The sequence below is a fragment of the Paraburkholderia sp. J69-1 genome (assembly GCF_905220255.1).
Lineage (GTDB): Bacteria > Pseudomonadota > Gammaproteobacteria > Burkholderiales > Burkholderiaceae > Paraburkholderia.
In genome coordinates this window covers 180408-201407 of record NZ_CAJMZG010000008.1, presented here as the reverse complement: position 1 = coordinate 201407, position 21000 = coordinate 180408, and the positions used below count along the sequence as shown (strand labels likewise).

Annotated in this window: 18 protein-coding genes; 10 read left to right on the top strand and 8 right to left on the bottom strand. The window is 65.0% G+C overall.

Annotated elements, in window-relative coordinates; translation table 11 throughout:
• Nucleotides 1-34: 34 nt before the first annotated feature.
• Both U5A67_RS16665 and U5A67_RS16660 read left to right on the top strand, forming a co-directional pair.
• Nucleotides 35-964 (top strand): LysR substrate-binding domain-containing protein, encoded by a 930-nt coding sequence (locus tag U5A67_RS16665; RefSeq protein WP_321815324.1) that lies wholly within the window; start codon nucleotides 35-37, stop codon nucleotides 962-964.
• Nucleotides 965-973: 9 nt separating this feature from the next.
• A complete protein-coding gene (locus U5A67_RS16660; protein WP_321815325.1) occupies nucleotides 974-1825 on the top strand; it encodes a helix-turn-helix transcriptional regulator in 852 nt (283 codons plus the stop codon).
• A 10-nt stretch (nucleotides 1826-1835) separates the two neighbouring features.
• Here U5A67_RS16660 and U5A67_RS16655 read toward each other — a convergent pair whose 3' ends face one another.
• The 6 genes from U5A67_RS16655 to U5A67_RS16630 all read right to left on the bottom strand — a co-directional run bounded on the left by U5A67_RS16655 (nucleotide 1836) and on the right by U5A67_RS16630 (nucleotide 7752).
• Entirely contained in the window at nucleotides 1836-2906 is a 1071-nt protein-coding gene (locus U5A67_RS16655; RefSeq protein ID WP_321815326.1) for a helix-turn-helix domain-containing protein, read from the bottom strand.
• A 305-nt stretch (nucleotides 2907-3211) separates the two neighbouring features.
• The gene (gene eutC, locus U5A67_RS16650) at nucleotides 3212-4021 is read right to left on the bottom strand and encodes an ethanolamine ammonia-lyase subunit EutC (RefSeq protein WP_321815327.1); all 810 of its coding nucleotides are present in this window, start codon (nucleotides 4019-4021) and stop codon (nucleotides 3212-3214) included.
• Nucleotides 4018-5427 (bottom strand): ethanolamine ammonia-lyase subunit EutB, encoded by a 1410-nt coding sequence (locus U5A67_RS16645; protein ID WP_321815328.1) that lies wholly within the window; start codon nucleotides 5425-5427, stop codon nucleotides 4018-4020. The genes eutC and U5A67_RS16645 overlap by 4 nt, the downstream gene beginning before the upstream one ends.
• A 47-nt stretch (nucleotides 5428-5474) precedes the next feature.
• Nucleotides 5475-6896 carry an ethanolamine permease gene (gene eat, locus U5A67_RS16640; protein WP_205987246.1) on the bottom strand — a complete coding sequence of 474 codons (1422 nt, stop codon included), beginning with the start codon at nucleotides 6894-6896 and terminating at the stop codon, nucleotides 5475-5477.
• A gap of 193 nt (nucleotides 6897-7089) precedes the next feature.
• Nucleotides 7090-7389: an addiction module antidote protein gene (locus tag U5A67_RS16635; RefSeq protein ID WP_321815329.1), complete on the bottom strand. Its 300-nt coding sequence runs from the start codon at nucleotides 7387-7389 to the stop codon at nucleotides 7090-7092.
• Between the two features lie 63 nt (nucleotides 7390-7452).
• Nucleotides 7453-7752 (bottom strand): type II toxin-antitoxin system RelE/ParE family toxin, encoded by a 300-nt coding sequence (locus tag U5A67_RS16630; protein ID WP_321815330.1) that lies wholly within the window; start codon nucleotides 7750-7752, stop codon nucleotides 7453-7455.
• A 187-nt stretch (nucleotides 7753-7939) separates the two neighbouring features.
• On the opposite strand from U5A67_RS16630, the gene U5A67_RS16625 reads away from it, so the two are divergent.
• The 5 genes from U5A67_RS16625 (at nucleotide 7940) to U5A67_RS16605 (ending at nucleotide 15771) form a co-directional block, all read left to right on the top strand.
• Complete coding sequence (locus tag U5A67_RS16625) at nucleotides 7940-9370, top strand: TolC family protein (RefSeq protein ID WP_321815331.1); 1431 nt, start codon at nucleotides 7940-7942, stop codon at nucleotides 9368-9370.
• A 5-nt stretch (nucleotides 9371-9375) separates the two neighbouring features.
• Nucleotides 9376-10548, top strand: a complete 1173-nt coding sequence (locus U5A67_RS16620; protein ID WP_321959722.1) for an efflux RND transporter periplasmic adaptor subunit — start codon at nucleotides 9376-9378, stop codon at nucleotides 10546-10548.
• The gene (locus U5A67_RS16615; RefSeq protein ID WP_205987242.1) at nucleotides 10545-13643 is read left to right on the top strand and encodes an efflux RND transporter permease subunit; all 3099 of its coding nucleotides are present in this window, start codon (nucleotides 10545-10547) and stop codon (nucleotides 13641-13643) included. The genes U5A67_RS16620 and U5A67_RS16615 overlap by 4 nt, the downstream gene beginning before the upstream one ends.
• A 107-nt stretch (nucleotides 13644-13750) precedes the next feature.
• On the top strand, nucleotides 13751-14413 hold the full coding sequence (locus tag U5A67_RS16610) for a response regulator (RefSeq protein ID WP_205987241.1): 663 nt from the start codon (nucleotides 13751-13753) through the stop codon (nucleotides 14411-14413).
• The gene (locus U5A67_RS16605; protein ID WP_205987240.1) at nucleotides 14410-15771 is read left to right on the top strand and encodes an ATP-binding protein; all 1362 of its coding nucleotides are present in this window, start codon (nucleotides 14410-14412) and stop codon (nucleotides 15769-15771) included. Before U5A67_RS16610 ends, U5A67_RS16605 begins: the two co-directional genes overlap by 4 nt.
• Before the next feature lie 102 nt (nucleotides 15772-15873).
• Here U5A67_RS16605 and U5A67_RS16600 read toward each other — a convergent pair whose 3' ends face one another.
• The gene (locus U5A67_RS16600) at nucleotides 15874-17934 is read right to left on the bottom strand and encodes a TonB-dependent receptor (protein ID WP_415767847.1); all 2061 of its coding nucleotides are present in this window, start codon (nucleotides 17932-17934) and stop codon (nucleotides 15874-15876) included.
• 458 nt (nucleotides 17935-18392) lie between these two features.
• Here U5A67_RS16600 and U5A67_RS16595 point away from each other — a divergent pair, with 458 nt between their 5' ends.
• A complete protein-coding gene (locus U5A67_RS16595) occupies nucleotides 18393-18803 on the top strand; it encodes a DUF6632 domain-containing protein (RefSeq protein ID WP_205987238.1) in 411 nt (136 codons plus the stop codon).
• A 132-nt stretch (nucleotides 18804-18935) separates the two neighbouring features.
• The gene (locus tag U5A67_RS16590; RefSeq protein ID WP_205987237.1) at nucleotides 18936-19232 is read left to right on the top strand and encodes a hypothetical protein; all 297 of its coding nucleotides are present in this window, start codon (nucleotides 18936-18938) and stop codon (nucleotides 19230-19232) included.
• A 16-nt stretch (nucleotides 19233-19248) separates the two neighbouring features.
• Here U5A67_RS16590 and U5A67_RS16585 read toward each other — a convergent pair whose 3' ends face one another.
• On the bottom strand, nucleotides 19249-20169 hold the full coding sequence (locus tag U5A67_RS16585; RefSeq protein ID WP_321815334.1) for a LysR substrate-binding domain-containing protein: 921 nt from the start codon (nucleotides 20167-20169) through the stop codon (nucleotides 19249-19251).
• 158 nt (nucleotides 20170-20327) lie between these two features.
• Between U5A67_RS16585 and U5A67_RS16580 the strand changes: the two genes are divergently transcribed.
• Nucleotides 20328-20960, top strand: coding sequence for a LysE family translocator (locus tag U5A67_RS16580; RefSeq protein ID WP_321815335.1), 633 nt, complete (start codon nucleotides 20328-20330; stop codon nucleotides 20958-20960).
• Nucleotides 20961-21000 lie beyond the last annotated feature (40 nt).

The following is a 21000-nucleotide window of genomic DNA, read 5'->3' as shown; positions in this document are numbered from 1 at the left end:
CGAATTTGTCGCCATTGATACCGGAACGCTCCGCATGCTCGACCTGCGCCGCCTGCGCTATTTCGTGACCGTCGCTGACGAACTGCACTTCGGCCGCGCCGCCGAGCGTCTGCATATTGCGCAGCCGCCGCTCACGCGCCAGATTTCCGCGCTCGAAACGGAACTGGGGATACGTCTGTTCGAGCGCTCGACGCGCGCCGTCACGCTCACGCCCGAAGGCGCGCAGTTTCTCGATCACGCGCGTCAGGTGCTCGATGCGGCACTGAGCGCGCAAACGTCCGCGCAACGGCTCGCGAGCGGCGAGGACGGACGGCTGACGATCGGCTACACGAGTTCGATTCCGATGTCGCGCGTATTCAGTGAAATCGTGCGGGATTTCGGCAGACGCGCACCCGAGGTGGCGCTGAGTTTTCGCGAAGTGGGCAGCGCCGATCATCATCGGCAGATTGCGGCGGGCGTGCTCGATATTGCGTTTGGCTGGGCGGCGGCGGAGCCCGCACCGCCGGAGATTGCGCAGCAGGTCGTTGCGAGCGAGCCGCTGGTTGCCGCCGTGCCTTCGGGCAGCGCCTACGCGGCGTGCGAATCGATCGATTTCGCGGCGCTCGCGCACGAAGCGTTCATCACCTATCCGCCGGGGCACGGCTGGGCGCTCAATGCCGCGCTCAATCGCCTGTGCGCGCAGGCGGGCGTCACGCCGCGCCCTGGCCCCACCGCTACGCAGGTCGCCACGCTGGTGGCGCTGGTCGCCGCAGAACGCGGCGTGGCGATCGTGCCGGCATCGGTGGCGGCGTTGCAGATGCCCGGCGTGCGCTACGTGCCGCTCGCAGGCGAAGCGCCGCTCGAACAAACGCTACTCTGGCGCGCGCACAACGCCTCGAACTGCGCGCTGCGATTTGTCGAACTCGCGCGCGAGAGCGTACACAAAAGCGTGCACAAAAGCGCCCTCGCGGCGCCATCGTCATAAAGCCGCGCCATGCCCACCACGCCCAAAATCCGCCAGCACGCCGCGCCCAGGCGCAACGTACAGCACCTGCGCCAGCCGCCCTTCATCGACACGCTGCCCGTGCCCGTGTATTTCCGCACCGAGCACATGCCTTCGCATGCGAGCTATCCGTCGATGTGCCATCCGTGGGGCGAGTTCGTCTATTCGTTCAGCGGCATCACCGAAGTCACGACGCGTGAAGACTACTTTCTCGCGCCGCCGCATATGGCCTTGTGGATCGCGCCCGGCACCGAGCATGTGGGTTTCAACCACGCGGAAACCGTGCACTGCTCGGTCTATATCAACCGCGAACTTTGCACCGCGCTGCCCGATGCCACCTGCGCGATGATGGTGTCGCCGCTGGTGCGGGCGATGCTCGAACATCTGCGCGCGTTGCCGCCCGAAGGCCACGATGGCCAGGAGTCGCCCGCGCGTGCGCGTCTGCTGCGCGCGCTGGTCGATCAACTCGGCACCTGCGCGACGACGGGCAGTTATCTGCCGCACGCGGACGACCCCGAACTCGACGCCGTGCTCAAGGTCTTCCACGACAATCCCGCCGATAACCGCCCTATCGCCGATCTCGCCGCTGCATTTCATATGAGCGAGCGCACGCTGATGCGCCACGCGCAGCGTGAACTGGGCATGTCGTTGACGGAATGGCGCGCGCGTTTGCGGCTGGTGAGCGCGCTGCCGCTGCTGCAGGCGGGACGCAGCGTGGAATCGGTCGCGCTCGATCTGGGTTACGCGACTTCGTCGGCGTTTATCGCGATGTTTCGCAGGCTCACAGGGACGAGTCCTGGCAAGTTCATCGCCAGGCCCGCCAATAATCAGGCATCCGAATAAAACGAAAGCGTTACGACGCGCGCAGCGCTTCGGACGGACGCATGCCGAACATGCGCCGATAATCCGTCGCAAACTGGCTCAGATGCCAGAAGCCCCACGCCGCCGCCACATCCTGCACGGAACCTGCCGCGCGGCCGCATAGATCACGCCGCGCGCCGTTCAGGCGCAGCGCGCGCAGATACGTCGCGGGCGCCATGCCAAGCACATCCTGGAAGCAGTACTGCAAGGTGCGGCGGCTCACGTGCAACTGCTCGCAAAGCTCCGGCACACCGACCGGACGCGAGCGATGCGCGAGCACATAATCGCGCGCCTGCGCGACGATCCAGCGGCGGCGCGACGGTTGATCGGCATGCGCCTGAGGGTGGTCGTCGGCGTGCTCGTCCTCCTGTGTCGTGCAGGCGTCGAAGAGCGCCGCGAGCAGTTCCGCCTGCACGTCGTCGCGTTCGATATCGCTCAGCACCGCGTTGCCGTCTTCAGGATCGCCCAGGCGCTGCGCGAGCATGCCGCAAAGCTGGGCGAGACGCGCTGCGCCAGCGCGCACGGTGGGCGCAGGCGGCAGGCGGGCGTCGAGCGGCACACGCTCCACGGTTTCGGCGTAGCGGCGCAGCACATCGCCGCGCACCACCACGCCGTAGATCGAGAATTGCGCGGGCGTCAACAGTTCGAATTCCACGTTGCCGGGACGCACGGCAATGGCGTGCTCGCCGAAGGGCTGCGAATCGATGCGCGCCTGCTCGTCGCGCGCGGCCGGAATGCCGAACCAGTACGCGTCGCCACGCACCTCGCACGCCTGACGCAGCGTGTGGCTCGTGGTCTCGCAGAAAATCTTCATGGTGTCGAGCGGGATTTCCGTGAGCGTACCGACGAAGCGGCCCGCCGCGAGCTGGTCGTAAGTCTGCCGCCAGCCGACCAGATTGCGCGCCTGCTCGTCCGCGTCGTGGGCCACGCTCACGATGGCGCGCCCGGCGGGCACATCGGTGCCCTGCGCGTTCAGGCGTGTGTCTTCGGCGGTGAGCACCGCGGGTGTTGCGGGTGTTGCGGGTACTGAGGTGGAAGCAATGCGCGTGGCCGCTTGATTCATGGGTGACTCCTTGCGCATGAATTTTGTCGAAACGATCGGCTTTCGATGCAAAACTCGCGCCAGTTCAGCCAGACCCGCATTGGCGGTGGGTTTCGATTGCCTTTGTGCGTATCGCCTGTGCAGTCGTGGAGCAGTATTGCGCCACAACGGCACAGGCGGGCTCGGGTTGCCCGAGTGTTGCTGACTGTTGCCGACCATTGCCGCTGTTCGACTACGACGCATCGTGGCGCGAAATATCGTATCCATCGTGCATTTCGCCCCAAAAGAGTGCGCGCCGATGGCGTGGATAGCGCCAATCGATCAGATCAAGCGGTTTCGATCCGCTCGACGGCCTGAGCTTCGGGCAACAGTGCGTCGCTATCGTCTTTCAGACCGACGCCGGTGAGCTGAAGCCGTCTGGCGTGCGTGAGCAGGTAATGCAGCTTGTGCGCCGCCGCCTCGTACGGCAGACCTTCGGGGCGCACGTTCGAGATGCAATTGCGCAGCGCGTCGTGGCAGCCCACCTTCGGCGCCCACGTGAGATAGACGCCAAGACTATCCGGCGAACTCAGACCCGGCCGCTCGCCGATCAACATCGCGACGAGCTTCGCGCCCAGCAATTCGCCGATTTCATCGCCAAGCGCCACGCGCGCCTGGCTCGCCACCACCACGGGCCCGATGCGCCAGGCGGGCGAACTGGCACCCTCGGCGCCATCGTTCAGGCGCTTGCGCACCGCTTCGAGAAACGGCACGGCCTGCTTCGCCGCGGCAAAAGCCGAAAGCCCGTCGCCGACCACGAACACGATGTCAGGCCCCGGCTGTGCACGCGCTTTGCCGAGCGCCTCGCGGCTTTCATCGGCAAGCTTGCGCCCCAGATCCGGCCGACGCAGATAGTGCTGCCGGTCCGGCGCCGCGCTCGCCGCCGCCAGCGTCGAAAACCCCGACGCCTCCAGTTGCGCCCGCAACGCCTCGACATCGAGCGGATGATGCACGGCGTCGCGCGCCTGCGCATGCGAGAGATTGAACGCCAGCAGGGGCGCGGTCGGCAGGCCATTGCCCGCGCGCCCCAGCGCGATACGCGCATTCGTGAAGGATTTCAGCCCGGCCCACGGGTTCTTTTCGACCGCATCGCTCATGCGCCCGCTCCTTGCGCGATGCCCATCCACTCGTGCGCGCCCGCCAGCAACGGCACGCGCGGCGAAGTTGGCAGCAGCGCGCCTTTCGCGTCGGCGATCTCCATCGTTTCCAGCCATTCCTCGAACTCGGGCGCGCGGCGCAGACCCAACAGATCGCGCACGTAGAGCGCATCGTGAAACGAGGTGCTCTGATAATTGAGCATCACGTCGTCGGCGCCGGGAATGCCCATGATGAAGTTGATACCCGCCGCGCCCAGCAGCGTGAGCAGCGTGTCCATGTCGTCGGAATCGGCTTCGGCGTGATTGGTGTAGCAGATATCGCAACCCATCGGCACGCCTAACAACTTGCCACAGAAGTGATCTTCCAGACCGGCGCGAATGATCTGCTTGCCGTCGTAGAGATATTCCGGGCCGATAAAGCCCACCACCGTGTTGACGAGAAACGGATTGAAGCGCCGCGCGACCGCGTAGGCGCGCACTTCGCAGGTCTGTTGATCGACGCCGAAATGCGCATTGGCGGACAACGCGCTGCCCTGCCCCGTCTCGAAGTACATGACGTTATTGCCGACCGTGCCGCGCTTGAGCGAGAGCGCCGCGTCATACGCTTCACCCAGCAGCGCGAGCGAAATGCCAAAGCTCGCGTTGGCGTTTTCGGTGCCCGCGATCGACTGGAACACCAGATCGACGGGCGCGCCTTTTTCAATCGCGGCGATGGTGTTGGTCACGTGCGTGAGCACACACGATTGCGTGGGCACGCGATAACGCTCGCGAAAACCGTCGATCATCGCGAGCAGCTTGACGATGGCGGCCAGGCTATCGGTCGCGGGATTGATGCCGATCATCGCGTCGCCGCAGCCGTACATCAGGCCGTCGAGCATGGAAGCGGCAATGCCTTTCACGTCGTCGGTGGGATGGTTCGGCTGCAGACGCACGGACATGCGTCCCGGCAGCCCCACGGTATTGCGAAAGCGCGTGATCACCGGGCGCTTGCGCGCCACTGCGATCAGATCCTGGTTGCGCATGATCTTGGAGACTGCCGCCACCATTTCGGGCGTCAGACCCGGGCCGACACGTTCGAGTGCCGCGCTGTCCGCTTCCGGCGAGAGCAGCCAGTTGCGGAAATCGCCCACGGTGAGGTGCGAAACCGCCGCGAACGCCTGAGCGTCGTGTGTATCGACGATCAGGCGCGTGACTTCATCGCTTTCGTAGGGAATCAGCGCTTCGCTCAGGAAAGTCTTGAGCGGCACGTTGGCCAGCGCCATCTTCGCGGCGACGCGTTCTTCCTCGCTGGCCGCCGCCACGCCCGCGAGCTGGTCGCCGCTGCGCAGCGGACTCGCCTTTGCGAGCAGGGTCTTGAGGTCCGCGAAACGGTATGTACGCGGACCGATCGTCTCCGTATAGGCCATCGATTCAACTCCTGCGCTCTGGCATGGTGCAGAGGGTCATTGTGCGCTTATTCCTCGAGCAGCGCGCCCGGCGATTCCAGCGATTCCAGCTTTTGCGCGACATCCGAAGCCGCTTCGCGCTGCGCACGGGTGGCGAGGAAGTAAGCATAGCCGACGGCCAGAAAGCCCACGAAAATGACCGCGACCAGCGCGTTGAAATACACCATCGTGCCGAGGCAAACCAGCGCGGCGAGCAGCGCAAAAGCCGGGAAGAACGGATACAGCGGCGCGCGGAACGGACGCGACAGCGCCGGTTGCGTGCGGCGCAACTTGAACAGCGCGGCCATGCTGAGGATGTACATGACGATCGCGCCGAACACCGACATCGTGACGATATTCGCGGTGAGCGTCTGGCCGCCGAACTGGATCAGCTCGTCGCTATAGATCGCCGCGATGCCCACCACGCCGCCCGCGATAATCGCGCGATAAGGCGTCTTGAAGCGCGGATGCACCTTCGCCAGCCACGCCGGCAGATAGCCTTCGCGGGCCAGCGCGAAGATCTGGCGCGAGTAGCCCAGAATGATGCCGTGGAACGACGCGACCAGACCGAACAGGCCGAGCCACACGAGCATATGCATCCAGCCGCTATGTTCGCCGACAATGTATTTCATCGCTTGCGGCAGCGGGTCGTTGATGTTGGCGAGCTTGGTCCAGTCGCCCGCACCGCCCGCAAACACCATCACGCCCACGGCCAGCGCCACCAGCGTCAGAATGCCGGCCACATACGCGATGGGAATCGAGCGCTTCGGGTTCTTCGCCTCTTCGGCGGCCATGGCCACGCCTTCGATCGCGAGGAAGAACCAGATGGCGAACGGGATCGCGGCGAACATGCCGTGGAACGCGCCCATCGAGAAATGATCGGCACCGGACCAGCCGCCTTTCGTGAAGTGATCCCACGAAAAGCCCGGCGACACCACGCCCATGAAGACCAGCAACTCGAAGATCGCGAACAGCGTGACCACGAGTTCGAAAGTCGCGGCGATCTGCACGCCGACGATATTGAGCGCCATGAACACGAGGTACGCGCCCATGGCGGCGTGCTTCGGTTCGAGCCCCGGGAACTGCACGTGCAGATAGGCGCCGATCGCCAGCGCAATGGCCGGCGGCGCGAACACGAACTCGACCAGCGTGGCCGCACCGGCCAGATAACCGCCTGCCGGGCCGAAAGCGCGGCGCGCATACGCGAACGGGCCGCCTGCGTGCGGGATCGAGGTGGTGAGTTCGGTGAAACTGAAAATGAAGGTGGTGTACATGGCCGCCACGAACAGCGCCGTGACGACGAAGCCCAGTGTGCCGGCGCTCGCCCAGCCGTAGCTCCAGCCGAAATACTCGCCGGAAATCACGAGCCCGACGGCAATGCCCCACAGTTGCCAGGTGCCGAGCGTCTGCTGAAGCGCGGGCGCCGAATGGCCTTTCGACTCTGCGTGCATGGTGTTTTCTCCTCGATAAAGGTCCGCGCGGGCTCGGCGCGATGCGTTCGCCGGCGGCCCATGCGGGGATGGAGACCATGCTAGAGAGTCATTAATCGACGTGTTATCGAAAATCGGCAATTGGGGGTTATTACGGTTGCCCTACAGAACGCCGGCGCCCAGACACCGCCGGGCGCGGCCTTGAGTGTGAAGCTCAGGCGTGAGCCGAGTCAGGTTGCGCCACGAGTTTGATCCCTAGCGCGTGGATCAGCTTGAAGATCGTCCCGATTTGAGGCTTCGAGCCCGGCTTAAGCGTCTTATAGAGACTTTCCCGGCCGAGGCCCGCGTCTTCTGCGATTTTTGCGACGCCTCGGGCTTTGACGATATCCGCCAGCACGGTGATGAGAAGGTCGATATCGTCTTCTTCGAGAGCGGCGTTGAGGTAGGCGGCGATGGCTTCTTCGCTATCCAGATAATCTGCCGCGTCGAATCGTGCAACCTTAGCCTGTTTCATGACTTGCTCCGTTATTTGGGACGTAGTGCCCGAGAGGGCTACGAGATCCAGACACCAGTCCGATCACGCCCCTTTACATGCGTTCCATAGCGCTTTGGCGCGCCTGATGTCGGTCTTCTGGGTCGACTTGTTGCCACCACACAGCAGGAGATACACAACGCAGCCTTCCTGAGCAAAGTAAGCCCGATAGCCCGGGCCGTAGTCTATGCGCATTTCCGACACGCCATCGCCCACCGGTTCGCAGTCGCCAAAATTGCCGCTTTCCGCGCGGCGAATGCGAGCCAGGATCTTCGCCCGGCCGACAAGATCGGCCAGACCTCGCAGCCAGTCGTCGAATTCTTCGGTTCGGTTAAACGTGTACATGCCTGCCTCATTGAAGCCAACCGTACACGACATTGTATCCACGTGGATACACAAGCACAAGACGCGCGGGTTTGACGTACCCCCCTCGATCCGCCCCTTAAGCCAGACATAAGCGTTTACCCCGCAGAATGCTTCGCAATGCTGCCGACACTCCAGCGCAGCGTCCGCATTCATCGAGGAACGTACGTTGTCCTGCCCGTCGTCATTACGTCAAATACGTCAGTTACGCACGCGATTTCGCATCCTGCCGCTTGCCGCCGCGCTGCTGCTCGGCGGCTGTGCCGTCTATCACGCGCAGCCTTTGCCGTCGGGCGATTCGCTGCTCACGCGCGACGCCCTCGCGCGCGTGCAGATCGATCCCGCGAAGATGCCGCTGCCCGCGCTGCGCGCCCATCGCTTCGATCCCTCCAACGGTTTCGATATCGACGATGTCGCCATGCTGGCCGTCGTCAACAATCCCGATCTGCGCCTGGCGCGCGACGACCTCGGCATCACGCAGGCGCAGGCGTTTTCCGCAGGACTGCTGCCCGATCCGCAAGTGGGCATTTCCAGCGACTATCCGGGCGCCGTCGGCCTCTCGCGCGCGTTCAGCTATGGCCTGAGCATGGACCTCATGGCGATCGTCACGCGCGGCGCCAATAAACGCTCCGCCGACGCCACCGTGCGCAAGACCGACCTCGGCCTGCTCTGGCAGGAATGGCAGGTGGTCGCGCAGGCGCGCCAGCTGTTCGTCAAGACGCGCTTCCAGGACGAGGCCCTGCCGCTGCTCGCCCAGCAGGCCGAACTGACGCAGCAGCGCTCCACGCGCATCGCGCACGCCGCCAGCGAGCACAACGTCACGGCCGACACCGCCACGGCCGCGCTCACCGCCGCGCAGGACGCGCGCAAGCAATACGTCGATATGCAGCGCGCACGCGAGCAGTCGCGCCACGATCTGAACGCGCTGCTGGGCATCGCGCCCGACGCCGATCTGCCACTGAGCGGCCCGGCCCAGGTCGATCCCGTCGATGCCAACACGCTCGACGCCGCCGTCGCCGCGCTGCCCCGGCGCCGCCCCGACCTGATCGCGCTGCAGGCGGGCTACGAAGCGCAGGAGCAGAAATACCGCGCGGCCATCCTGAACCAGTTTCCGAGCCTTTCGGTGGGTTTCACGCGCCAGCGCGACACCTCGGAGATCTACACCAGCGGTTTCGCGATCAATCTCACGCTGCCGGTGTTCAACCGCAATCGCGGCAATATCGCCATCGAGCAGGCCACGCGCCAGCGTCTCGCCGACGAATACCAGAACCGCCTGAACGCCGCTTACGCCGATATCGCCCATCTGCGCGCCGATAGCGCCATGGCCACGCACCAGCTCGCCGACGACGAAGCCGCGCTGCCCGAGCTCGACCGCGCCGCGGCGCACGCTCGCGACGCCTACGCGGCGCACGACATCGCCATCGGCCAGTACGTCGATGCGCAAAGCGCCGCGCTCGCGCGCCGCGTGGATGCCGCAACCGCGCGCGAAGCGCTCGCGGAACAGCGCATCGCCCTGGAAGCGCTGCTGGGCAGCGCGATTCCCGCGCCCTACGGCGACGCCGCTGGCGCCATCGACAAGCACACCACCGCCACACGCTGATACTCATGCTCAAACGAGATTTCCCCTTGCGTACCGCCGTGTACGCGCTGTGCGCCATCGGTGCAATCGCCGTGGGCGGCGCGCTGTTCGCCGTCAACTCCGCGCACGCCGATGCATCGGATACGTCCAGCGCCAGCGACGCCAACCCCGCGCCTTCCGTCGCCATCCAGGTCGCGAAGGCCGTGCGCGAGCCGGTTTCGCAGCAGATCGTCGCTTACGGCGTCGTGGCCGCAGCGGGCGCGAACGCCGCCACCGTGAGCCTGCCCTATGTCGCGCGCGTCACGCGCGTGCTGGTGCAGCCCGGTCAGCGCGTCGCGCGCGGCACGCCGCTGTTCGTCGTGCAGGCGGACCCGGCCGCCGTGATTGCGCTCACCCAGGCGCAAAGCGCCGCCACGCTCGCGCGCGGCGAACTCGCGCGCACGCATGCCCTCTTCGACGACGGACTCGCCACGCAATCGCAACTCGCCGCCGCGCAAAAGGCGCTCGACGATGCCAATCAGGCCATCGCCGCGCAAAGCGCATCGGGCATCGCGGCCGGGGCGAAAACCGTGACCGCGCCGGCGGCCGGCGTGGTCGCGCTGGTCAGCGCCGCGCCTGGCGATCAGGTGCAGGCGGGCACCGCGCTCGCGCAACTCGTCGGCGCCAACGCAGGCGACGCGAAGACGCCGAACGTCACGCTGGGCGTGGAAGCCGCCGATGCCGCGACGATCCACGCAGGCGACCGCGTCACGCTCTATCCGCTGGCGGCATCGCAGCAGTCGCTGCAGGCGCACGGGCAGATTGCGATGGTGGGCGCATCCGTCGATGCGCAAAGCCAGCTTGTCGATGTCGGCGCGAGCGTGCCGCTGGCCGGCACGGCGTTCTTGCCGGGCACGCGCGTGCGCGCCGAGATCGCCGCGCAAACGGGAACATGGTGGAACGTGCCGCGCGCAGCGGTCTTGCATGACGACAAGGGACAATACGTTTACCAGGTTCTGCCAGGTAACAAGGCGCATCGCGTGGCCATCACGGTGAAGGTGGAAAACGGCAACGCCTATGGCGTGGACGGCGCGATCGACGCCGCGCGTCCGCTCATCGTCAGCGGCAATTACGAACTCGAAGACGGCATGGCCGTGCGTCTGCCCGATGCGGCCAAGGCCGCGAGCGCAGCGAACGCGAAGCAAGGCGGCGCACGATGACTTTTGGCCAATGGATGCAGCGCCACCGGCGCTCGCTGCTGTTCGTGATCGCGCTGGCCGCCGTCGCGGGCGCGCTCACGGCAATGAAACTGCCGATCTCGCTGTTCCCGAACGTGTCGTTCCCGCGCGCCGTGGTGTCGCTCGATGCGGGCGACCGTCCCGCCGAGCAGATGGCCACGCTCGTGACCATGCCCGTGGAAGAGGCGCTGCGCCGCGTGCCCAATGTGCGCGACGTGGAATCGCGCACGAGCCGCGGATCGGCGGAAATCTCGCTGAATTTCGACTGGGGCACCGACATGGCCCAGGCGACCTTGCAGGCCCAATCGGCCATCGCCGAAATCCTCGCGACGCTGCCGCCGGGCACCTCCATGCAAGTGCGCCGCATGGACCCGACGGTATTCCCGGTGATCGCGTACAGCCTCACGTCGTCGCAGCGTTCGCTCGCGCAACTCTACGATCTTGCGCAATTTCAGTTGCGTCCGCTGCTTTCGTCGGTCGAAGGCGTGGCGCGTGTGGATGTCACGGGCGGCGCGCGCGATGAGCTGGAAGTCGCCGTCGATCCGGCGCGGCTGGCCGCGTACAAGCTGTCCGTGGCGGATGTCTCGCGCGCGATCGGCGCGGGCAATGTGCTGATGGCCACCGGCCGCATCGAGGATCACGACAAGCTCTATCTCGTCGTCGCCAATGCGGCCGTCAACGGACTCGATGCCCTGAAAAACGTCGTGGTGTCCACCTCCGGCGCCAACCAGATCCGTCTTGCCGATATCGCCACGGTCTCGCAAGGCACGGTGCCGCAATGGATACGCGTGACGGCAGATGGTCAGGATGCCGTACTGATCAACGTCTATCAGCAGCCTGGCGCGAATAGCGTGGCCATGGCCAAAGCCATCCGCGCGCGTCTCGCCGATTTCGGCAAGCAGATGCCGCCTGGCGTGCATCTGTCGAACTGGTACGACCAGAGCGAACTGGTGATTGCGTCCGCAACGAGTGTGCGCGACGCCATCATGATCGGCGTGGTGCTGGCCGCGCTGACGCTGTTCGTGTTCCTGCGCAACCTCAAGATCACGCTGATCGCCGTGGCGCTCGTGCCGATTGTGATGGCCGCGACCATCCTGCTGCTCGACGTGTTCGGCATGGGCTTCAACATCATGACGCTCGGCGGCATGGCGGCGGCCGTGGGCCTCGTGATCGACGACGCCATCGTCATGATCGAGCACATCGCGCGGCGCATGCGCGAAGCTGGCGCGCACGCGTTTCATGGCCGCGTGATGAGCGCGGCGCTGGAATTTACGCGTCCGCTCGCGGGTTCCTCCGCCGCCACGCTGATTATCTTCGTGCCGCTCGCGTTTCTTTCCGGCGTCACGGGCGCGTTTTTCAAGGCGCTTTCCGTGACGATGGCCAGCGCCCTCTTCATCTCGTTCCTCGTGACGTGGCTGGCGATTCCGATTCTCTGCGATCGCTGGCTCACCGCGAAAGACGCCGAGGAACATCGCGAAACGCGCTTCGCCGCGTGGCTCAACCGCAGCTATGCGAAGCTCGTGGCGCGGGTCAGCGCGCGTCCCGTGTGGGCGCTCGCGCTGATCGTGCCGCTCGCGCTGGCCGCCGCGCTCGCCTTCACGCGGGTGGGCAGCGGCTTTATGCCGTCGATGGACGAAGGCGGCTTCGTGCTCGACTATCACACGCAGCCGGGCACCTCGATCACCGAAACCGATCGCCTCATGCGTCAGGTCGAAGCGATCATCCGCGCCAATCCGAACGTGGCCACTTATTCGCGCCGCACGGGCGCGGGCCTGGGCGGCGACCTCAACGAGCCGAACAAGGGCGACTTTTTCGTGCGTCTGAAGTCGGGTTCGCGCGAGCCGATCGATACCGTGATGGAGGAAATCCGCGGCCAGATCGATACCAAAGTTCCGGGCGTGAGCGTGGAGCTTGCGCAGTTGATGGAAGACCTGATCGGCGATCTGACCGCCGTGCCGCAGCCCGTGCAGATCAAGATCTATTCCGACGATACGAAGCAACTAGACGACACCGCGCAGCGCGTGGCCGCGCGCATCGGCAAGATTGCGGGCATTGTCGATGTGAACGACGGCATCAACCCGGCCGGCGACGCCATCGATCTGCATATTCGCCCCGATGCCGCCGCTGCCGAAGGCATGGACCCGCAGGCGATCGCGCAGCAGGTCAACGATCTGCTCGACGGCAACGTGGCCACGCAGTATCAGAGCGGGCCGAAGAGCATCGGCGTGCGCGTGCGTGCGCAAGGCGCGCTTCATATGACCGACACGGCGCTCAGCCGCCTGCCGATCCGCGCGCCCGATGGCCATGTGTTCGCGCTCTCGCGCGTGGCGGATCGCGTGACGGTCAGCGGCCAGCCCGAAATCAGCCGCGACAATCTCAAGCGCATGGTGGCGGTCACCGCGCGCATCGACGGCCGCGATCTGGGCTCGACCATCGCCGACGTGCAGCACGCACTCGCCGATCCGAGCCTGCTGCCCAGCGGCGTGTATTACGAACTGGGCGGTCTGTATCAGCAGCAGCAGATCGCGTTCAAGGGCCTCATGGCCGTGTTCGGCGCGGCGGTGGCGCTGGTGTTCGGCCTGCTGCTGTTCCTCTACGAACGCTTTCGCGTGGCGCTGGCCGTCATGGCGATGCCGCTGTGCGCCACCGGCGCGGTCTTTATCGGCCTGTGGATCACGGGGATCGAACTCAATATCTCCGCGATGATGGGCATGACGATGATTATCGGCATCGTCACGGAAGTGGCCATTTTCTATGTGTCCGAATTCCAGGGTCTCGTGCGCGACGACGGGCTGCCGCTGCACGAAGCCCTGCAGGCAGCGGGGCGCAACCGCCTGCGCCCGATCGCCATGACGACGATTGCCGCCATCCTCGCACTGCTGCCGCTCGCGTTCGCGCTCGGCCAGGGTTCGGCGATGCAGCAACCGCTGGCGGTCGCGATCATTTCCGGGCTAATCGTGCAAATGCCGCTGGTGCTGCTGGTGTTGCCCGCGCTGCTGCGGCTGCTGCTGGGCGGTACGTCATCGGCTTCGCCGGATTCGCCGGATTCGTCTACCGGAACGACGCCTGCACCGTAAGATTGAGGAAGGGCTGAACCATGAACGCAATTGAGCGACAATCACCCTCGAATGCCCAACATGAAGCCACGCGCGATACCCCAAGCGACGCGAACTGGAGTGCCACGATGCGCCTTTTACTGGTAGAAGACGACGAAATGATCGCCGAGCCCGTGCTCGATTCGCTGCGCCGCGAAGGCTATGCGGTCGACTGGGCCAAGGACGGACGCGAAGCCGAACTGTCGCTCGCCAACGACGTCTACGATCTCGTGATGCTCGATCTGGGCCTGCCGAAGAAGGACGGCGTGAGCGTGCTGTCCGCTTACCGGCGGCGCGGCGGCGAAGCGCCGATCCTGATCCTCACCGCCCGCGACAGCGTGACCGACCGCGTCGCCGGTCTCGACGCCGGCGCCGACGACTACCTCGTCAAGCCCTTCGATCTGTACGAACTGGCCGCCCGCGCCCGCGCGCTGCTGCGCCGGCGCACCGGCCGCAAGCAGCCGGTCTACGCGCACTGCAATCTCACGCTCGATCCCGCCGCGCACGAAGTCACGATGGACGGCGCGCCCATTGCGCTGGTGCCGCGCGAATTCGCCCTGCTGCACGTGCTGATCGAGGAACCCGCACGCGTGTTCACCAAGGCCGAACTCGAAGAACGCATGTACGGCTGGGGCGAGGAAGTGGGCAGCAACACCATCGAAGTGCATGTGCACAGCCTGCGCCGCAAGATCGGCGCCGACCAGATCGTGACCGTGCGCGGCGTGGGTTATCGGCTCAAGAGGGAGCAATGAGGTCCATCAAGCGCCGCCTGCTGGGCTGGCTGATTTTCGGCTTCGCGGCCGGATCGGCGGTGGCGGGCTTCGGCATTTTCCACACTGCGCGCAACGAGGCGAGCGAGTTGTTCGACTACGAACTGCGCGCGGTGGCGCTGTCACTGCCCACGAATCTGCGTGCGGGCCACGGTGCGGATCAGCCCGCGCCCGATATGCAAGGCATCGCCGACGACCGCATTCTGATCGAGATCTGGGATCGCGACGGGCGGGCGATCTATCACTCCTCGCACGACGAGCCGCTACCGCGTAACGATGCCGGGTTCCACACCTTCGAGCACGAGGAATCGCATTGGCGCACCTTCGGCGTGCAGCAGCCCGACCGCTTCGTGCAGGTCGCGCAGCCGATCTCCGTGCGCGAGGCGCTGGCCATGCGGCTGGCATTGCACACGCTCTGGCCGCTTGCCTTGTTCGTGCCGCTGGCGATCGTGATGGTGCTGCTGGTGGTGGCGCGCGGGCTCGCGCCGGTCGGTGCGCTTTCGGCGCTGTTGACCGCGCGTTCGCACCATGCGCTCGGGCCGCTCAAGCTCGATCGCTCGGTACCCATCGAACTGCGGCCGCTGGTGGTCGCGCTCAACGATCTGCTGGCGCGTCTGAACACGGCTTCGCAGGCGCAGCGCACGTTTATCGCCGATGCCGCGCATGAACTGCGCTCGCCGCTCGCGGCGCTCAAGCTGCAACTGCAGGCCGCGCTGCGCGACGGCACGCTCAGCGGCGAGCCGCACACCACCGAGCGTATCGAAACGCGTCTGAATCGCCTGATCCGCCTCGTGCAGCAATTGCTGACGCTCGCGCGCGAAGACGCGCAGGCGGAACTGCCGGTCGCCACCATGAGTTTGCGTCGGCTGGGCGAACAGGCGATCAGCGATCTTTCGCTGCTGGCCGAAGAAAAGAACATCGATCTCGGGCTGGAACTGCGCCCGCCCGTGACCGAAGACGATGCCTGCAACGTGGCCGCCGACGCACACGGCCTCGCCACGCTGCTCAATAATCTGATCGATAACGCGATCCGCTACACGCCGCCCGGCGGCAAGATCGATCTCGTGCTCACGCGCACGGCTTCGCATGTGGGCTTCGAAGTCGTCGATAACGGGCCGGGCATTCCCGAAGAACATCTCGGGCGCGTGCTCGACCGCTTCTATCGCGCCAATCACGTGCCGGGCACGGGCAGCGGCCTGGGTCTTTCGATTGCGATGCGTATCGCGCAGCGGCACGGTTTGAAGCTCGTGCTGCGCAACAATCCCGGCGGCAAAGGCTTGACGGCTTCCGTGAGTGGATTGCTCGCGCAGGAAGAAACGGTGGCCAAAGCGCAGGTCTGAAAGCGTCACGGCGAAGGCGGCATTTTCATGCCGCCTTCGCTCATTCACTTAGGATGACTATTTAATCTGAAGTCATCGATTCTGCTGGATCGCGCTGTAGGGCTAGAACGTCGTCCTCAAGCCGACCATCACGCTGCGTCCGCCTTCCGGTGCGATATCGCGCACAACCGAACTGGCATAACGCACGTCCTGATTCGTGAGGTTATCGCCGCGCACGTAGGCCAGCCAGTTCGTCGATCCCACGTGAAACTTGTACGTGAGGATTACCGCGAGCGTGGTGTAACCATCGGTCGGCTCGTCGTCCTCCGGCACGCGATGCTGCGCCCACGCATGCACGAGTTCCGCGCGCGCGCCGAACGGCCCGTAGCCGTAATCGCCCGCCAGCGTCGCGCGCAGCGGCGCAATCCGCGGCAACGGCGCGCCGGTATCGACATTGCGTGCATGCGTGTAGTCCGCCGTGAACGACACATCCACGCGATGCGCGCCCTTCTCGAACACGCGCCATTTACCGTCGATTTCCACGCCGTAGAACTCGGCGCGCACGCCGCGATAGACGGCTTCGTTGAGCGCATCGTCGGTGCCGGCGGGGACGACTTCGTCATCGTCGTTGACGAGGCGGCCCGTGTTGTACTCGGTCAGATAGTTGCGGAAGCGGCTGTAGAACACGCCCGCGCTGGCCTTGTTCGGGCCGCTTTCGAAGCGCAGCGACAGATCCGTCGAAACCGCTTTCTCCTTCTGCGCGTCCGGGTTGCCGATCAGATATTGGCCCGTCGCGTCGTGCGGACCGTTCGCATACAACTCGTAGAAAGTAGGCGCGCGTTCCGTATAGGCGATGTCGCCGACAATCGACCAGGCCGGCGCGAGCTTGTAGAGCGCGCCGGCGGAAAGGCTGCCCGCGTTGAAATCACGCCCTTGCGCGCTGGCGAATTTATCGTTGCCGTTGGGCGTCGGGTCGAGCTTCACGTGCTCGTAACGCGCGCCCAGACTCAGCTTGAGCGCCGACGTGACGTTCCATTCTTCGAGACCGAATAGCGCGACGTTGGTGGTCTGCGTGGTCGGCACGAGCGCTTCGTCGCCGAGCGCGGAAAACGTGTTCTGGCTCACCTGCACGCCAATCGCGCCTTCGAACGGGCCGATCTTCTGGTGGCGCGCTTCCAGCCGCGCTTCGTAACCGTGATTGCGGAACGTCGTGCCCACTTCGCCGTTATCGATTTCGCGGTGCTCGTAATCGGTGTAGCCGAAGTCGAATTTCAACTGGCTGAACGGGCCGCTCAGGTTGCGAACTTCCGAGGCCACGGCCACGTGGTCCTGATGCATGCGCAGCCGCACATCGTCTTCGGCAACCGAGCCGTAATCGGCCTGGTAGCCGTTGTACGACACGCCCGCGTAGCCATCGGCCCAGGTGTACGAGGTGCCGACCGCGCCGCCGTGCCAGCGGCCATCGCTGTTCGGGATGCTGCCGTAGGCTTCGCTCGCGTCGCTGCCGTCGAGCGCGCGTTGGCGCGCCGAATGCGCGTAGCCGGGAATGCGTTCGTTGCTGGTGTCGCGGTCGAAGGCGTCCACATGGAAGGCGAACTGGCCGTTGCCGGCTTCCACTTGCGCGGCGCCCGCGCGGGCGTCGTTGGCGCCGCCGTAGCTCGCATCGACGGCGCCCGTCACGCCCTGGATCGGCTCGCGCGGAATGCGGTTGTCGATGGTGTTGACCACGCCGCCGATCGCGTTGCCGCCATAAAGCAGCGCCGCCGGGCCGCGCACGATTTCGACGCGCTCGACCGTGAGCGGGTCTTGCGGCACGGCATGGTCGTACGAGAGCGAGGACGCGTCCCAGGCCGCGACGCCGTTCTGCAGCATGCGGATGCGGTCGCCGTCCATGCCGCGAATGATCGGACGCCCGACCATCGGGCCATACGTCGTGGTCGAGACGCCCGGCAGACCGTTGAGCGTCTCGCCGATCGAATTGGCCGCGCGCAGTGTGAGCGCGTCGCCACTGAGCGAAGTCGCGGGCGCGATCAGGTCTTTATCGCCGAGCGGATTCGCGGTGACGAACACCGGCGCGAGCGTGGCGTCGGCGGTGTTTTGCTGCGCTGTTGCGGCGCTCGTTGCGGTGCTTGCTGCGGTGTTTGTTGCGCTGTCCGTGGACTGCGCATGAACCAGCGCGCTCACGAGAGCGAACGAGACAGGCGTGAGGCGCAAAAGCGTCGCGCGGGACGAAAAAGCGCGTTGCGGGCTGGGCGAACGACGCGCGCGCCGCTGCTTCGCTGAAGATTCAGACTCGGTTGAAATCGCCACGATGGTTGTTTTTTGCGTCGGTGGATTGAACCGCGGCGAGTGGCCAATTCCCCTGGGCCCGCGTGCGCCGCGCATGGTTTGCTCTGTTCTGCGTGCATGGCTGCCCGCAACAGTCGACGCGAATGTTACGTTATAACATTACCAATTGTGAAGAAATTTTTCAGTTGGCTTGGGGCGGAAATGGCGGAACGGCAGCAGAAAAATCCCGCCGATAACCCGGCAGGCAAGGATTCCAGCCGCATCGACAAATTCTTTCGACAGACTTGCAAGCGGCGTGGCCCGCGCGCATATTGTCGCCATCGGCCCACACTCGCGCGGGCGGAGTCAAAGTCATGGACGACCCTGCACGCCTGCGATATCTGCGCCTCGCCCTCCTCGTGACCGGTGCGATCGCCACCTTCGCCGTCTATCCGCTGATGGTGCTCTGGCCTGCGGGCTGGGCCTGGCATAGCGGGCATTCGGACTATCCGCTCATGATCGCCGGTATTTATGCGACGCTCGGCGTGTTTCTGATGCGCGCCGCACGTGATCCGCTCGGCCATCTGAGCCTGATCTGGTTCACGGTCTGGTCCAGCGTGGTGCACGGCGCGATCATGACCGTGCAGTCGCTCGCGACGCCCGGCCATGCCGGCCATCTGCTGGGCGATGTGCCCGCGCTTTTCGTGATCGCGGCCGTGCTGGCCGTTCTGACACCGCGCGCCGTACCGCGAGGATCGCGCCCCATGACCCAAAACCCGGTCTGAAACTGCTGCCGATCGCCGCAGCGCTCAACTTTTGCGCCGCGCTGCCGACAAAGGGATAGACGCTGTTCCCACCACCGTTTCAGTCGCCGTTATCGAATCCGCGAATCCGGCATTCCAGAATCGTTTCCGAACATGTCCCGCCCCATCCGCCTCTGGCTGGCTTTGGCCTTCGGCCTCGCCCTCAGTCTTTCGGTTCTCGCCACCGGCGACGCCGCCGAACCCTCACCGGCCACCATGGTCGTGAGTCTTGTCGTTCAGCAATCCTGCCTCGTGAGCGCCGTCGACGACAGTGTCGCGCCCGCCGTCAGTTGCCTGCACGGCGAACCCTACCTCGTCTCCCACGCCGACGCTTCGCCCATCCGCATCACCTCGGCGGTGCAATTCGGCGCGCAGCGCACCGCGAATGCGCTGTGGACTGTCACATTCTGATTGGCTCGCCCCGGCATTAACGCAGCGCCTTGAACGCGATGCCCGGATAGTCGAGTTTCGGCGTCCGGCTCGCGAGGAAGGCGTGCAGTTCCTGCACCTGCGCGGCTTTGTCCGAGTCCTCCGGCCGGATCAGGTAATACGCGTCGCCGCTGCTCACGGCCGTCTTGAACGGCAGCACGAGCTGCCGCGCATCGATCGCGCTCGCGCAAAGCGCGAGATCGCCAATCGAAACACCGTGGCCCGCGGCGGCCGCGGCCATCCCCTGTTCGAGCATGTCGAAAACCTGGCCACGCGTGATGTCGACGTGACCAGCGTGGCCGCTCGCCTTCAGCCAGCGGCGCCAGTCGCGGCGGTCGGTTGACGGATGAATCAGATCGCACGCGGCCAGATTCGCGCGCGCCGCCGGCGCGAGCGCACGCGAGCAGATCGGGATCAGCCATTCATCGAATAGCTTGACGCTGTGCGTGCCTTCGCCAAAGCGGCCGCCGCCGAGCAGGATCGCGCAATCGTAGGGCTCGCTGAAAAAATCGACCGTATCGACATCCATCCACACGCTGGCGATCTGCACTTCGAACCCGGGCTGCGTCTTGCGAAATGCCGCGAGCGCGTCGAGCAGCCAGCGCATGGTCAGCGTCGAAGGCGCTTTCAGCCGCAGCACATCGCGCGGCGCCTGAAACAGCGCACAGGCCTCTTCGATCTGCCGGAAACCGCGCCTGAGTCCCGACGCAAATATCTGCGCCTGCGCCGTCAGGTGCAACTTCGGCCCCTGGCGCACAAACAGTTTGCGGCCGAAATAATCTTCGAGCGTCTTCACGTGTTTGCTCACGGCACTTTGCGTGAGATTGAGTTCTTCTGCGGCGAGCGTGAACGAACCTGTGCGTGCAGCGCTTTCGAACGCACGCAAGGCGTAAACCGGTGGCAGAGGTTGGGTTTTCAAGGCAGGCATACTATGAGTAAAAGTCATGCTTTCGCGCAGTATTTTCCGTTTTTCGGCTGCGGTGCTGAGCGGCAATACTATACCCATCTGCGCGATCTGCATGATTTCACGCCTTGACCGCAATCTTCGCGGCACGGCTTTAAATTCGACTTTTACTCATGAATCTCCACTACACGCTTCTGCTCGCCTATGTGGCGGCAATCGTTCTGCTGATCGCAACACCCGGCCCCGTTGTCATGCTCGTGGTCGGCAATGCGGCGCGACGTGGCGTCCAGCAGGGCTTTCTCACTGCCGTGGGCGCGAACGCCGCCAGCCTGGTGTTGATCGCCGTGGCAACTTTGATGGTCTTTGGCGTGGTGTTAGTCAGCGGTCGCCTGCTTGCGGGCTTGCAGGTTCTGGGCTGCGTCTTCGTTTCGATACTGGCGATCCGCACCTTGTACGGCGAATGGCGTAGCGGCGATAAGACAACGCCTGGCGCCGCTGCCACACCGCAGCGTTTGCCCGCTACGTTTCAGGGCTTTTTTGTGGGCATTGCCAATCCCAAGGACGTGCTGTTTTTTGTCGCATTCTTTCCGCAGTTTATCGGCGTCACTTCGGATTCGCGTGTGAGCCTGCTGATTCTGGCGGCGCTGTGGATCATTGTCGATTTCACGATCCTGAGCAGCTATATCGCGGCGTGCAGACATCCGCTGATTCATCGTCAGCAACGCTGGATTTCCATTCTGGCTGCGGGGTTTTTGCTGGTGCTAGCCGTTGCGGGGCTTGCCGGAACGGTGCAAAGCGGCGTTTAAAAATCGCCATGAAGGCATAAAAAAACCGCTGCACCGAGCA

What these genes read in the sequence shown, in the direction of transcription:
- U5A67_RS16645 (WP_321815328.1), bottom strand. Translation starts at nt 5,427, where the DNA reads ATGGCCTATACGGAGACGATCGGTCCGCGTACATACCGTTTCGCGGAC.
- eutC (WP_321815327.1), bottom strand. Translation starts at nt 4,021, where the DNA reads ATGAGCGATGCGGTCGAAAAGAACCCGTGGGCCGGGCTGAAATCCTTC.
- U5A67_RS16615 (WP_205987242.1), top strand. Translation starts at nt 10,545, where the DNA reads ATGACTTTTGGCCAATGGATGCAGCGCCACCGGCGCTCGCTGCTGTTC.
- U5A67_RS16605 (WP_205987240.1), top strand. Translation starts at nt 14,410, where the DNA reads ATGAGGTCCATCAAGCGCCGCCTGCTGGGCTGGCTGATTTTCGGCTTC.
- U5A67_RS16660 (WP_321815325.1), top strand. Translation starts at nt 974, where the DNA reads ATGCCCACCACGCCCAAAATCCGCCAGCACGCCGCGCCCAGGCGCAAC.
- U5A67_RS16665 (WP_321815324.1), top strand. Translation starts at nt 35, where the DNA reads ATGCTCGACCTGCGCCGCCTGCGCTATTTCGTGACCGTCGCTGACGAA.
- U5A67_RS16595 (WP_205987238.1), top strand. Translation starts at nt 18,393, where the DNA reads ATGGACGACCCTGCACGCCTGCGATATCTGCGCCTCGCCCTCCTCGTG.
- U5A67_RS16620 (WP_321959722.1), top strand. Translation starts at nt 9,376, where the DNA reads ATGCTCAAACGAGATTTCCCCTTGCGTACCGCCGTGTACGCGCTGTGC.
- U5A67_RS16580 (WP_321815335.1), top strand. Translation starts at nt 20,328, where the DNA reads ATGAATCTCCACTACACGCTTCTGCTCGCCTATGTGGCGGCAATCGTT.
- U5A67_RS16655 (WP_321815326.1), bottom strand. Translation starts at nt 2,906, where the DNA reads ATGAATCAAGCGGCCACGCGCATTGCTTCCACCTCAGTACCCGCAACA.
- U5A67_RS16590 (WP_205987237.1), top strand. Translation starts at nt 18,936, where the DNA reads ATGTCCCGCCCCATCCGCCTCTGGCTGGCTTTGGCCTTCGGCCTCGCC.
- U5A67_RS16630 (WP_321815330.1), bottom strand. Translation starts at nt 7,752, where the DNA reads ATGTACACGTTTAACCGAACCGAAGAATTCGACGACTGGCTGCGAGGT.
- eat (WP_205987246.1), bottom strand. Translation starts at nt 6,896, where the DNA reads ATGCACGCAGAGTCGAAAGGCCATTCGGCGCCCGCGCTTCAGCAGACG.
- U5A67_RS16610 (WP_205987241.1), top strand. Translation starts at nt 13,751, where the DNA reads ATGCGCCTTTTACTGGTAGAAGACGACGAAATGATCGCCGAGCCCGTG.
- U5A67_RS16635 (WP_321815329.1), bottom strand. Translation starts at nt 7,389, where the DNA reads ATGAAACAGGCTAAGGTTGCACGATTCGACGCGGCAGATTATCTGGAT.